Origin of the sequence: Serratia sp. CMO1 (assembly GCF_015689115.1) — a bacterium.
Classification (GTDB): domain Bacteria; phylum Pseudomonadota; class Gammaproteobacteria; order Enterobacterales; family Enterobacteriaceae; genus Serratia; species Serratia marcescens.
Genome location: NZ_CP065032.1, coordinates 4,147,662 through 4,160,663 on the forward strand (window position 1 = coordinate 4,147,662; position 13,002 = coordinate 4,160,663).

Sequence of the window (13,002 nt, forward strand, 5' to 3'; positions counted from 1 at the left end):
GTTTACAGCACCATGACTCTATGCTGCAATCTCGCTTCATTTTCTGCCGGATAACGACGCTGCTCATGATGCAAGCACAACAATTCGCACAGGTGGTGCTTGACTGGTATCAGCGCTACGGCCGCAAAACCCTGCCGTGGCAGCTGGAAAAAACCGCCTATCAAGTATGGCTCTCCGAGGTGATGTTGCAACAGACCCAGGTTGCCACCGTCATTCCTTATTTTCAGCGCTTTATGGCCCGTTTTCCCAACGTGCGCGCGCTGGCGGAAGCCCCGCTGGACGAAGTGCTGCATCTGTGGACCGGCCTCGGCTATTACGCCCGCGCCCGCAACCTGCACAAAGCGGCGCAGACCATTGTCGCACAGCACGGCGGCGAGTTCCCGACAACCTTCGCGGAAATCGCCGATTTACCGGGCGTCGGCCGTTCCACCGCCGGCGCGGTGCTGTCGTTGGCGCTGGGCCAACACTATCCGATCCTCGACGGCAACGTGAAACGCGTGCTGGCCCGCTGCTACGCGGTGGAAGGCTGGCCGGGCAAAAAAGAGGTCGAAAACCGGCTGTGGAAAATCAGCGAAGAGGTCACCCCGGCGCAGGACGTCGGCCAGTTCAACCAGGCGATGATGGATCTGGGCGCCATGGTCTGCACTCGTTCCAAGCCCAAGTGTGAACTCTGCCCGCTCAACGTCGGCTGTCTGTCTTACGCCAACCACAGCTGGGCCAACTACCCCGGCAAGAAACCCAAACAGACCCTGCCGGAAAAAACCGCCTACTTCTTATTGCTGCAGCACGGCGACCGCGTGTGGCTGGAACAGCGCCCGGCGGTGGGCCTGTGGGGCGGCCTGTTCTGCTTCCCGCAGTTCAGCGCGCGCGTGGATTTGGAACTCTGGCTGCAGCAGCGCGGTCTGAAAGGCAAGCGCCTGGAACAGCTGACCGCATTTCGCCACACGTTCAGCCATTTCCATCTCGATATCGTGCCGATGTGGCTGTCGCTCGACGCGGCGGGCAGCGGCATGGATGAGGGCGCGGGTCTCTGGTATAACTTAGCGCAGCCGCCGTCGGTCGGGCTGGCAGCGCCGGTGGATCGCCTGTTGCAACAGCTGGCGAAGCAGCCCCCGATCCAACAAAACTTATATGGCGATAGCGCCATCGACGAGGAATTAGCATGAGCCGCACCATTTTTTGTACTTTCCTGCAGCGCGACGCCGAAGGCCAGGACTTCCAGCTTTATCCCGGCGACGTCGGCAAGCGCATCTACAACGAGATCTCCAAGGAAGCCTGGGGCGAGTGGATGAAGAAGCAGACCATGCTGATCAACGAGAAGAAGCTGAACATGATGAACGTGGATGACCGCAAACTGCTGGAAGAGGAAATGATCAAGTTCCTGTTCGAAGGGCACGACGTGCACATCGAAGGCTATACGCCGCCAAGCGAATAACGCTGTTGGGGCCAGGCGCTGGCCCGCTTCAATCCTCTTATACTTCTTCCAAACGGCTTTAAGATGAAGAAAATTTTAGCTTTGCTCGTAATAGCGCCTTTGCTGATCTCCTGTTCCGGCAAAAAAAGTGAAGAAATCAACGAAGCCTGGATCAAAGACACCAACGGCTTCGACATTCTGATGGGGCAATTCGCTCACAACATCGAGAACATCTGGGGTCTGAACGAAGTTCTGATCGCCGGGCCGAAAGACTACGTCAAATATACCGACCAATACCAAACCCGCAGCCACATCAACTTCGACACCGGCGCCATCACCATCGAAACCATCGCCACCACCGATCCCGCCGCGCACCTGCGCCAGGCGATCATCAGCACGCTGCTGATGGGTGACGATCCGGGCTCCATCGATCTCTATTCCGACGCCAACGATATCCAGATCAGCAAAGAGCCGTTCCTGTACGGCCAGGTGCTGGATAACAAAGGCGCGCCGATCCGCTGGGAATGGCGCGCGGCGCACTTCGCCGATTACCTGCTGCAGACCAAGCTGCAAAAACGCACCTCCGGCCTGCACGTCATCTACTCGGTCACCATCCAGCTGGTGCCGAACCACCTGGACAAACGTGCGCACAAATATCTGCCGATGGTGCGCAAGGCGTCGGAAAAATACGGCGTGGACGAATCGCTGATCCTGGCAATCATGCAGACCGAATCGAGCTTCAACCCCTATGCGGTGAGCGGTTCGGATGCGCTGGGCCTGATGCAGGTGGTGCAGCACACCGCCGGTAAGGATGTGTTCCAGATGCGCGGCAAATGGGGCACCCCGAGCCGCAGCTACCTGTTCGATCCGGAGAACAACATCGACACCGGCACCGCCTACCTGGCGATCCTGCAAAACAACTACCTGGGCGGCATTCAGAACCCGACCTCGCGCCGCTATGCGGTGATCACCGCCTACAACGGCGGCGCCGGCAGCGTGCTGCGGGTGTTCTCCAGCGACAGGACGCGCGCGGTGGGTATCATCAACGGCATGCAGCCGGGCGACGTGTACCAAACGCTGACCACCAAGCACCCGGCCGCCGAGTCGCGCCGCTATCTGGTGAAAGTGAATACCGCGCAGAAGAGCTACCGCAGGAAGTAGCGCTTCCCGCGTGGATGGAAGAAGGGCCGGTGCGAACCGGCCCTTTTTTCATGGCTTGATCATATAGCCGAAGATGCGCTTCCAGCCGTGATCTTTTTTCTCGATGTAGACCCCCTGCAGCTCCGGCGAGAAGCCCGGCAGGCGGTTGATGCCCTCCTCCAGCGCCAGGAAGTAGCGCTGCGCCGCGCCGCCCCACACTTCGCCCGGCACCACGCACAGTACGCCCGGCGGGTACGGCAGGGCCCCCTCCGCCGCAATGCGCCCTTCCGCCTGGCCGATCGGCACCAGCTCGACGTTGTCGCGGATAAACTCCACGTTGGCGTCCTGCGGGTTCATCACCACCGGCGGGAAATGATCCTGACGGAACATCTCCTTTTGCAGCTGCTTGACGTCAAAGCTGACGTACAGATCGTGCATCTCCTGACACAGCCGGCGAATGCTGTAGCCGCGGTAACGCTGCTCGTTCTTGCGGTACACCGTCGGCAGCACCACGCTCAGCGGCGCATCCACTTCGACATAACGTTCGAACTGCGCCAGCATCTCCACCAGTTGTTCCATCTTGGCCGGGTTCTCCGCCGGGGTCAGCAGGAACAGGATCGAGTTGAGATCGCACTTCTCCGGCACGATGCCGTTCTCGCGCAGGAAGTTGGCCAGAATGGTGGCCGGCACGCCGAACTCGGTGTATTGGCCGGTCGAAGCGTCGATGCCCGGCGTGGTCAGCAGCAGCTTGCACGGATCCACCAGATACTGGTCCTGGGCATAGCCTTCAAAGCCGTGCCACGTCTCCCCCGGCACGAAGGTGAAGAAGCGCGCGTCGTTGGCGATCAGATCGGTATCGTAATCCTGCCAGTCTTTGCCCGCCACCTGCAGCGGAATAAACGGCTTCAGCTGCGAGCAGCGCGTGAGCAGCTGTTTGCGCGTCTCGATGCCCAGCTTGACGCAGTCCATCCACATGCGGCGCCCGGCGGCGCCGGCGTGCATCTTGGCGTTGACGTCCAGCGCGGCGAACAGCGGATAGAACGGGCTGGTCGACGCATGCAGCATGAATGCGTTGTTCAGGTGCTTGTGGTTGCAGTGGCGCTTTTGCCCTTTGATGTGGTCGTCTTTCTTGTGGATCTGCGAGGTCTGCGAGAACCCCGCCTGCTGTTTATGCACCGACTGGGTGACGAAGATGCCCGGATCGTGCTCGTCCAGCTCCAGCAGCAGCGGCGAGCACTCTTTCAGCATCGGAATAAAGCCTTCGTAGCCCACCCAGGCGGAGTCGAACAGGATGTAGTCGCACAGGTGGCCGATGGTGTCGATCACCTGGCGAGCGTTGTAAATCGTGCCGTCGTAAGTGCCGAGCTGAATGATCGCCAGCCGGAACGGCCGCGCCGCCGCGGCTTTCTCCGGCGCAACCTCGCGGATCTGCTCGCGCAGATAGCGTTCGTCGAAGCAGTGCGCATCGATGCCGCCGATAAAGCCGAAAGGGTTGCGGGCGGTTTCCAGATAGATCGGCGTGGCGCCGGCCTGGATCAGCGCCCCGTGGTGGTTGGATTTGTGGTTGTTGCGATCGAACAGTACCAGATCGCCGCGGGTCAGCAGCGCGTTGGTCACCACCTTGTTGGCCGCCGAGGTGCCGTTGAGCACGAAGTAGGTTTTATCGGCGTTGAACACCCGCGCCGCGTGCTTTTGCGCATCCTTGGCCGAGCCTTCGTGGATCAGCAGATCGCCCAACTTGACGTCGGCGTTGCACATATCGGAACGGAACAGGGTCTCGCCGTAGAAATCAAAAAACTGCCGGCCGGCCGGGTGTTTACGGAAGAACTCGCCGCCCTGATGCCCTGGGCAGGCGAAGGTCGAGTTTTCCATCTCGACGTAGGTCTTCAGCGTTTTGAAGAACGGCGGCAGCAGCGCCTGCTCATAGGCGTCGGCGGCGGCCTCCAGCTGCGCCATGTAGAACGGCTTGCTGGCGCCGGCCAGCAGCGCGAAAACCCCACTGACAAACGGCAGATAGTCCGGCGAGAGATGCTCGTCCCCTTCCACCGCCACGAAGGTCGGAATGTCGAACCCCGTCGCCTGCAAACGCGCCAGAATGCCGGCGTTCACGTCGGCGACCGACACCACCACCGCCGCTACGTCGGTGTAGTCCGTCTGCTCTACGCGCACGATCTGGCGCAGCGTCTCAATGGTGGCGACCAGGCTGGCGCTGGTCGCGATTTTCAATTCTTTCATCATGCTGACTCTCAAACGGTGAAGGATGAGGGTGTGCCACCGGCACGGTAATGAGATAACGCGGTTATCCCGGTAAAAGCGATACCCGGGCACGGCAGCATAAGCGGCGTGCGTGACCGGCTCATGATCGGGGATCATCAGGCGGCTATCGGGGGAACTGGTCTTGGCAGCGTCCGACAGGCATCAGTAAAATCAGGGCCGCAGCGCTGGCTTTACGCATGCCTAACAGCGAGCGTCAGGCGGCCTTACCGCATGGCCGGCAGGCGTATTCGGGCGGATGACGTGCGGAGGAAACAACGGCGGAACGGTGGCGGCGTCAGATGTCTGGTGCGCAGCAGCGCTTGAGCAACAAAACCAGTCATGCCAATAACCCTCTGGCTTATAAGAAGCGGGAACACCGTTAGCGAACGGAGAGTGCTAAAATTTGCGCAATGATTGCATGATTCGTTGCGGGGTTCAAGCGAGAATCGTCTTGATTGAACGTCCGTTGACCAAGACATAATCCATTGTTATTTAATTGAAAAATAATAAATGGCGCGTTCTAGAGTAGTATAAATACACGTTTTATATGCATATTTATTGAATGAGGATATCCTCCCGTCCCCCGCCCCTCCGGGCTCGCTGCCTGAAAATAGAGCAACCGATCGGCTTTGTGACAGAAAGCGATTGACGCCATCCGGCCAATACGGTTTAATGCGCCCCGTTGCCCGGATAGCTCAGTCGGTAGAGCAGGGGATTGAAAATCCCCGTGTCCTTGGTTCGATTCCGAGTCCGGGCACCATATTCAGAAGAACCCGCCTATGGCGGGTTTTTCGCTTTCTGGGATACGGACTCTCCATCGAACTGCGTTCGATTATTCGGTCTGAAGACCTCACCCTGCGGGCCAGCGCTCAAGCGCCACCGCATCATCCGATGGATGTGCAATTTCGCATTACAGGTGCCACTTTCACGAAAGGCCCGCCCCCCAATCCCCGACCACCCAAGCGTCAAACGAGCGCACGCCTATTCTCCGTTTATCGAGTGTTTTATTGTCATTCGGTGATGGAATATAGCCACGAACCTATAACGGTATCACTTTGTTAAATCACAACATATTGGATTAAAACTAGGAACATTCCGAATAAAAACAACATTGCTGTTAATTCATTCATATAAGGCTATGCTGAATTTTACCCATTGATAAGACATTTTTAACCTATTCCGCTACCAACGCGAAATAATGGAGAATCCGACGACAATGGCAATTGATATGTATATGAAAGTTGAAGGAATGACGGGTGAGTCCCAAGACAGCAATCATAAAGGATGGACCGACGTACTTTCGTTTAACTGGGGGGCTTCACAGCCAGGAAATATGGCTGTCGGCGGTGGGGGCGGTTCCGGGAAAGTGAATTACCAAGACCTCCGTATTCAAGCGCTTATCGACAAATCTACGCCCGCCATTCTTAAATATTGTTCCAGTGGAAAACATGTCGCGAAAATCGAGCTTTCCGTCTGCAAAGCGGGCGGCAACCAGGTGGAATATTCCAAAATCGTTCTCGAAGACGTGCTGGTGACGCAAACCGATTTTAACGGTGTCGGTCAAAATGATGCGATCCTGGTTGATTACGCCTTCCAGGCGTCAAAAGTCACCATGAGTTACTGGGAACAAGGCAGCAGCGGCACTAAAGGCGCGGAAAGCAAATCTGGTTGGGATATCAAGCAGAATAAAGAGAGCTAAGCGCATTCGGGCACCTAACAATACGTTAATGATCGGGTGATAAAATCATGGCAATGGATATGTTTTTAAAAGTTGAAGGCATTAATGGCGAATCGAAAAATGCGAATCACAAGCAATGGATCGATGTCTTTTCCTTTAACTGGGGCGCGCGGCAGCCTGGCAATATGGCCGTTGGCGGCGGCGGCGGTGCGGGTAAAGTAAATTTTCGCGATCTGACCGTACAGGCTCTGATAGATAAAGCGACACCTGCCTTATTGAAATACTGCTCGGCCGGTAAACACCTCGCCAAAGTGCAGTTGTCGCTTTGCAAAGCCGGTGGGCAGGAAGTGGAATATACCCGTATTACCCTGGAAGATGTATTAGTGACTCATACCGACTTCATCGGTGTCGAGCACGGTTCCACGCTAGGCATTGAATACTCTTTTCAGGCCGGTAAAGTATCGATGGAATATTGGGAGCAAGCGAAGCAAGGCAATAAAGGAGCTTCGGTGCAGATGGGCTGGGATATTAAGCAAAATAAAGAAAGCTAATCACATTACGGTGCATATCGTAATGGCGGGGGGATTATGGCATTTCCTAAGTCACATGAAATTTTAGCTCTGACATCGCAACACGAATCGAATAATCGGGTGTCAGCCAACTTTTTGACCCGTGAGATTTTAAATGAGGCTCTGATCCTCGTCAGGTCTCTGTCACCAGAAGAAGTCTTTCGATTAACAAAAACGGAGACCGGACAGATCGCGTTTACGCTGGGTGAACTCAAAGATGAAAACAACCGCCGGCTGACAGCCAATAATATTGAGTCAGGACAACGACCAGGCGGAAGAATTAATCACCTGGATAACCGCATTAATGTCTCTTTTCCCGGAACCTCATGGCAAATGGGGGCACGTGTTCAGCATTTTGAGAATATCGCATCGAGTACCGTCGGCGGAGCCGGACTGGTTTTGATCGCGGGATTATGGACGGGGGCCGGTTCTGGCGTAGGCAGCATTTTAGGCAGAAATGCCGCCCAGCTCGCGGTAGTGACTGGCACTTATTTGGGTAAACGCTTCGTGACCAATAAAACCATGGTCGTGAATCAGATGGCGGCGCATATCAAAAACCTTGCCGATATGTTTAACTCCACCCACAACGCCTTTAATGATTTCAAGTTCGAAAGCGCAGCCAAACGCGCACAATACAGTCCCGATCCTCAGGCAGAGCACCCTATTACTTTTGAACAGAAAGTCACGGATAACAATGCAGTTCCTGCTAATCATACCGCTGCCATTCAGGCTATCGTGCGCCGTTTTGTGACGGGAACCTACCAACGTGTCGATATCGTCGGCCAGGGCGATATGTTTATAAAAGTCTTTTTCAGCGATGGGGAACTGGACATTTCGCAAGCCCAGTATGACTACCTCAGCAATTTGAAGCTCCCGTGATTGATCAACCTGGCAGGTCTTCACGGTTTTGGCGCAACGGTTGTCATTCTGTCCAGCGCGCAAAAATGCCCCGAGCTGACCAAAAGATTTTTATTGTCGGTAAGAATGGTCAATGATGATGACAAGGCAGATTGCCGGATCGGACGCGATCGTTGCGCCAGCGTGGCCAGGTTTTTTCACACTCGGCTCGAGCAAGCGTCCTCTCCGGCCAGCCTTTGTCCGGCATTAATTAAACGAATCCTGACCCCGGTAGTTAACGCGAACCATCCGCACCCATTAGGGTGATGCAACTCGGGGTAAAATATTGCCGTTCGGGGGGCAACAAGAGGAGATAAAGGTACAGAAGCGTGCGTATCACCTCAGTGAAAGAGTGTGATACTCTGCCGCAAAAAACAAAATAACACGTTGAATTAAATGATAAAAACCACCTCACAACGCACAAATTTCATAATTTCACTTCCGATTTCATCTTTGCAAAAAGCATCCTGCCTCTAATATCACGTTATTTCACCTTCCCCGCGCCTATTTTAAGGCTATTCTAAGCAACGAATACACCGATCCCGGCAATGCAATGGCATATACACCAGAAAAGCAGATAAGAACTCATACGGTGGACATCCTCCCTGGTGGCCGTTTTCATGGCTTGATGAATCAGGCGGCATCGGATTTTTACTTAGGAATATTCATTAAATACACGCGCAAACCTTCATAGGGATTTTCATGGAAAGAAATACGCCTGTAGCCTTTACCTGATGCGCTACCGAATTCTCAACGGGCATTTAAAAATGCGGCATTTTGGCCCGTACACCGTTTAATTACATTTAATTCGTGAAGCTTACTTATAAGAAAAAGGCAGCCTGGTTGCTATAAGCCACCCTATCTGCAGCCGTATTTCTGGGTATTATTCTCATTATACTGGAGCTTATTAATGAATCAGCGTTTGGATATCATCGGTATTGGCCTTGGCCCATCGAATCTTAGCCTGGCAGCCTTAGGAAGTGAAATAGAGGGATTTACGGGGCAATTCCTTGAACGCAAGCCTCACTTCTCCTGGCACCCAGGGATGATCCTGGCGGATTGCAGTATGCAGACCAACTTCTTAAAAGATTTAGTGAGTGCGGTTGCCCCAACCAATCGCTACAGCTTTCTCAACTATCTGGTGAAAAACAGAAAATTTTATCGTTTCCTGACGACGGAGCAGCGCACCGCATCGCGCGAAGAGTTCGCCGATTACCTTACCTGGGCCGCCGCCGGGATGGGATCATTGGCATTCAATCAAGACGTTCAGCGGGTCGAATTTGACGATCGGCAGCGCCAGTTCGTGGTGACCACCTCGAATAAGGTCTTCCACGCCAAACACGTCAGCATAGGTATAGGCAAGAAAATAAAGTTGCCGGATTGCGTGACGACGCAAAGCGATCGCTGTTTCCACGCCAGCGAAATGATGCTGCGCAACCCCGATCTGACCGGGAAACGCGTGGCGATCGTCGGCGGCGGCCAGAGCGGCGCAGATCTGTTCCTGAATATTTTTAAAGGGGAATGGGGGCAGCCGGAGCAGCTCGACTGGATATCGCGCCGCAACAACTACAATGCGCTCGATGAGGCTGCTTTTGCCAACGAATACTTCACGCCCGATTACGTCGAGAGCTTTTACTCACTGGACAGCGCGGCCAAGCGGCATATGCTGGCCGAACAGAAGATGACCTCAGATGGCATCACCAGTGAGTCGCTGCTGGCGATTTATCGCGCCATGTACCACCGCTTCGACGTCCTGCGCGAGAAATTATGGGTGCGCCTGCTACCCAGCCGTTCGCTGATGGCCGTGAAACACACGCTGGATAACGCCTACCAGCTCGAAACGCGTCATCATCTCGATCACGGCCAGGAAACCTTCAAGGCGGACGTGGTGATCTTTGCCACCGGTTATCAATCGGCGACGCCTGAGTTCCTTGAGCCTTTGGCCCACCGGTTGTTGAAGACTGCGGACGGCGAATACCGCATAGCCCCTGACTTTACCTTTGAGTGGGAAGGCCCAGCGGAGAACTGCTTATTTGCGATGAACGCCAGTATGCATAATCACGGCATTGCCGATCCTCAGCTGAGCCTGATGGCCTGGCGATCGGCCCGCATTCTTAATCGGGCGTTAGAGCACAAGCCATTTGATCTGGGAACAACGCCGACAGCCATTCAATGGCGCAGTGAAAGCGTGCCGCCCGCGTTTTAAATACAAGAACGTCTTAATCATTGTCATTATGCTTTGATGGAATTACGTATATGAAGAGACAATTCAAGAAGTTTATTCTGAATCAGCTGGCCGTATTAGCCCCCGAATTCAAGGCCAGATTGATATACAAAAGGGCATTTGGCAAACCGCTGAATTTACAGTCCCCCTCAACCTGGAATGAAAAGATAAATCATCTTAAGTTGAATGACTACAGTAATAACGCATTAGTGACTCAATGTGCAGATAAATATGCGGTGAGAGAGTACATCAAAGAAAAGGGATGTGAAGAGATTCTTAATGAGTTGTATTTCTCCTGTGATTCAGTGCAAGAAATACCGTGGGAAACGCTGCCTGATAAATTTGTCATCAAGGGAAACCACGGTTCAGGGTATAATTTAATTTGCCAAAATAAGCAATCGTTGAACATTAAAAGCGCCTCTCATCTGATTGATGGGTGGATGAAAGACGATTACTGGAAAACCTATGTAGAACTCAACTACAAAGGGATACAAAAAAAGATCATTGGGGAAAAATATATCGAATCGGCCAATGGTCACGGGCCTGAAGACTATAAAATCTATTGTTTCCGCGGTGTGCCTTACTGCACCTTACTTTGCGTCGGCAGGGATACCGGGACGCCAAAATATTACTTCTTCGACAAAGAGTTCAAGTTCCTTTGCTATAGCGAGGACTGCCTGGCATTGAGCCAGGAGGAGATAAACGCTTTCGTGAAACCTGAGGGATATGATGAACTGTTTGAGTACGCCACTCGCTTGTCGGCGCCCTTTGAGTTTGTTCGCGTTGATTTCTACATCTCGCAAGGCCAGATCATTTTTGGCGAGCTGACTTTTACCCCCTCCGCCGGGTTGGATACGGATATTTTGCCGCCGACCGATATTTTGCTTGGCAAGATGCTGACGCTGCAACAGCACTGATTTTCACCGGACGCCCGCAGAGAAGATCGTGCGGCGCAGTATCCAGCGCGAGGAGGAATACCGGCCGGCATGTTCGCAGCCTGCCGGCCGGTATTGCCCTGAGGGTTATCGGGCCAATGACCTCGCTTGTTCATGCCGCCGTTACAGAAAAGCCCCGCCACCCATCCCTGATAGCCCGCAGCCGACCCAAGAGCAATGCCTCAGCCGGACCACATAACCATTTGAAAAATAATGGCATTAAATAATCAATAAGAATCGCTTACATATTTATAATAAAATGTTCTATATGTATAGGAAGCTATAATATAAGATACCGGAAAGTTTCCCTGGTGTTGTTGTGTGTCTTTGCCCTATTTTATAGGGCTTTTTTTGCTAAAAATCGTTGATAACCGTGTAGTTCCCCCTCCCTTCGCCATTCCTCTCACCATAAAAATCATAACCATTTCTAATTAATTGCAATCTCTCTTATTCCTGACTTACCAATAATAACAATGAGTTGCTATTAACCCGGCAAAGCAACTGGCGCCCCTCTTCCGGGTTTTGGCCGCCATTCTCGGCCGGAATGTCCGCCCTAAAGCTAGGTTTTTGCCGGGCGCGAACGGATGCTACTATCGGCCTTTTTCCGAAGGTGTTAACCCGCATGTTTTTGTCCAACCGGCATTTTATCTCTGCGCTTCTGGCGCTCGCCATCGGCCTTTGGCTGCCGGGCTCCGTGCTGGCCAGGCCCGATTTGGAACGCAAGATCGGCGCTACCGTAGCCGATAGCGATTCTGCGGATTACCGTTTCAGCGACCTGCGCTTCACCTCCGCCGATGGCCGACGGCATTATCGCGTTCGCATCGCCCAACCGCATCGGGCGCCTGAGCCGGACGGCTATCCAACGATTTATTTCCTTGACGGCAACGCGGTGCTGATGGAGTTAAACGCCGCCTTACTGGCCAAATTGGCAGCGGCGAAGCGGCCGCCGGTGCTAGTCATGATCGGCTATGACAACGATCTGCGCATCGATGCCGCCGGCCGCGCCTACGACTATACGCTCCCTCTGCCGGCAGGCATGAAGACACCGCCGCGGTCCGGCGGGGGCGCGGATGCGTTCCTGCAATTGATTGAAACTCGGATCAAACCGGCGATCGCCGCCAGACTGGCGGTCGATCCGCAGCGGCAGACGCTGTGGGGGCACTCCTACGGCGGGCTCTTCGTTCTGCACACGTTGTTTACCCATCCCGCCGCCTTTCAGCGCTATATCGCCGTGGAACCCTCGCTGTGGTGGGGCAATGGCATGATCCTGCAAGAAGCGCAGCAGAGGACGGAACGGCGCGCGACGCCGGCGGTAAGGCTGCAACTGTGGGTTGGCCTGGCGGAACGCGATCGCGCGGCCCCGCCCGGCGTGAAGAGCCCCACTCTGCCGGCGGACGCAACGCATTTGCTGGCCGAACAGCTGGCGCAGCTCGACGGTTTCACCGTCGGCTATCGGGAATGGCCCACCTTAGGGCACGGCGCCATGCTGGGCGCGACCATCGAGCCGGCGCTGGACAGCGTCATCGCAGAAGACTGAATCCGCGGCTCAGAAGGTATCGGCCACATTTTCATCTGCGGCGCATATCTTCTGATAAGAAGAGTGTTTAATATCTGAGACAGAGAACGGTGGCCGCGGGCGAGCGCGTCAAAAAACAAAGTGGCTCCCCCGTCGGCAAGTGAGCTTGCTCTATCCGGTGGAGCCATACAGTACTGCAGTTTTCCCGGTGGGGCCCTGGTGAGGCGCAAGTAGGAAAAGATGGTGTAAGCAGGGCATTTCAGCGTTTTAATACCGCCTGTTTCACTATTTTCTTCTCCCTGTGGCGCCTATCATAAGCGCCCGCTCACCAGGTGGAAAAGGGTGAAAACCACCCTTGAAATACATTAACGAA

The 13,002-nt window shown here is 54.4% G+C and carries 10 protein-coding genes and 1 tRNA gene; 10 read left to right on the top strand and 1 reads right to left on the bottom strand.

Annotation, left to right across the window (positions count from 1 at the left end; genetic code table 11):
* The first annotated feature begins 65 nt into the window (after positions 1 to 65).
* From mutY to mltC, 3 genes are all read left to right on the top strand, one after another.
* Entirely contained in the window at positions 66 to 1,166 is a 1,101-nt protein-coding gene (gene mutY / locus IT763_RS19765; protein WP_241005484.1) for an A/G-specific adenine glycosylase, read from the top strand.
* The gene (locus IT763_RS19770; RefSeq protein ID WP_004937404.1) at positions 1,163 to 1,435 is read left to right on the top strand and encodes an oxidative damage protection protein; all 273 of its coding nucleotides are present in this window, start codon (positions 1,163 to 1,165) and stop codon (positions 1,433 to 1,435) included. Before mutY ends, IT763_RS19770 begins: the two co-directional genes overlap by 4 nt.
* 63 nt (positions 1,436 to 1,498) lie before the next feature.
* Complete coding sequence (gene mltC / locus IT763_RS19775; protein WP_004937402.1) at positions 1,499 to 2,575, top strand: membrane-bound lytic murein transglycosylase MltC; 1,077 nt, start codon at positions 1,499 to 1,501, stop codon at positions 2,573 to 2,575.
* A 48-nt stretch (positions 2,576 to 2,623) separates the two neighbouring features.
* On the opposite strand, the gene speF is transcribed toward mltC, so the two are convergent.
* Positions 2,624 to 4,789 (bottom strand): ornithine decarboxylase SpeF, encoded by a 2,166-nt coding sequence (gene speF / locus IT763_RS19780; RefSeq protein WP_049300554.1) that lies wholly within the window; start codon positions 4,787 to 4,789, stop codon positions 2,624 to 2,626.
* 705 nt (positions 4,790 to 5,494) lie between these two features.
* Here speF and IT763_RS19785 point away from each other — a divergent pair.
* From IT763_RS19785 to IT763_RS19815, 7 genes are all read left to right on the top strand, one after another.
* A tRNA-Phe gene (locus IT763_RS19785) sits at positions 5,495 to 5,570 on the top strand.
* A gap of 456 nt (positions 5,571 to 6,026) precedes the next feature.
* Positions 6,027 to 6,509 (top strand): type VI secretion system tube protein Hcp, encoded by a 483-nt coding sequence (locus IT763_RS19790; RefSeq protein WP_004937362.1) that lies wholly within the window; start codon positions 6,027 to 6,029, stop codon positions 6,507 to 6,509.
* Between the two features lie 47 nt (positions 6,510 to 6,556).
* Positions 6,557 to 7,039: a type VI secretion system tube protein Hcp gene (locus tag IT763_RS19795; protein WP_025304261.1), complete on the top strand. Its 483-nt coding sequence runs from the start codon at positions 6,557 to 6,559 to the stop codon at positions 7,037 to 7,039.
* 36 nt (positions 7,040 to 7,075) lie between these two features.
* Positions 7,076 to 7,936 (top strand): hypothetical protein, encoded by an 861-nt coding sequence (locus IT763_RS23415; protein WP_228009761.1) that lies wholly within the window; start codon positions 7,076 to 7,078, stop codon positions 7,934 to 7,936.
* Between the two features lie 928 nt (positions 7,937 to 8,864).
* Positions 8,865 to 10,160, top strand: coding sequence for a lysine N(6)-hydroxylase/L-ornithine N(5)-oxygenase family protein (locus IT763_RS19805; protein WP_151254411.1), 1,296 nt, complete (start codon positions 8,865 to 8,867; stop codon positions 10,158 to 10,160).
* 50 nt (positions 10,161 to 10,210) lie between these two features.
* A complete protein-coding gene (locus tag IT763_RS19810; RefSeq protein ID WP_016930105.1) occupies positions 10,211 to 11,095 on the top strand; it encodes an ATP-grasp fold amidoligase family protein in 885 nt (294 codons plus the stop codon).
* A gap of 640 nt (positions 11,096 to 11,735) precedes the next feature.
* Entirely contained in the window at positions 11,736 to 12,650 is a 915-nt protein-coding gene (locus IT763_RS19815) for an alpha/beta hydrolase (RefSeq protein ID WP_049299860.1), read from the top strand.
* The last annotated feature ends 352 nt before the right edge of the window (positions 12,651 to 13,002 follow it).

Excerpts from the sequence above, each read along its gene's own strand:
- IT763_RS19805 (WP_151254411.1), top strand. The coding sequence starts at position 8,865 with ATGAATCAGCGTTTGGATATCATCGGTATTGGCCTTGGCCCATCGAAT.
- IT763_RS19810 (WP_016930105.1), top strand. The coding sequence starts at position 10,211 with ATGAAGAGACAATTCAAGAAGTTTATTCTGAATCAGCTGGCCGTATTA.
- speF (WP_049300554.1), bottom strand. The coding sequence starts at position 4,789 with ATGAAAGAATTGAAAATCGCGACCAGCGCCAGCCTGGTCGCCACCATT.
- IT763_RS19795 (WP_025304261.1), top strand. The coding sequence starts at position 6,557 with ATGGCAATGGATATGTTTTTAAAAGTTGAAGGCATTAATGGCGAATCG.
- IT763_RS19815 (WP_049299860.1), top strand. The coding sequence starts at position 11,736 with ATGTTTTTGTCCAACCGGCATTTTATCTCTGCGCTTCTGGCGCTCGCC.
- IT763_RS19770 (WP_004937404.1), top strand. The coding sequence starts at position 1,163 with ATGAGCCGCACCATTTTTTGTACTTTCCTGCAGCGCGACGCCGAAGGC.
- mltC (WP_004937402.1), top strand. The coding sequence starts at position 1,499 with ATGAAGAAAATTTTAGCTTTGCTCGTAATAGCGCCTTTGCTGATCTCC.
- IT763_RS23415 (WP_228009761.1), top strand. The coding sequence starts at position 7,076 with ATGGCATTTCCTAAGTCACATGAAATTTTAGCTCTGACATCGCAACAC.
- mutY (WP_241005484.1), top strand. The coding sequence starts at position 66 with ATGATGCAAGCACAACAATTCGCACAGGTGGTGCTTGACTGGTATCAG.
- IT763_RS19790 (WP_004937362.1), top strand. The coding sequence starts at position 6,027 with ATGGCAATTGATATGTATATGAAAGTTGAAGGAATGACGGGTGAGTCC.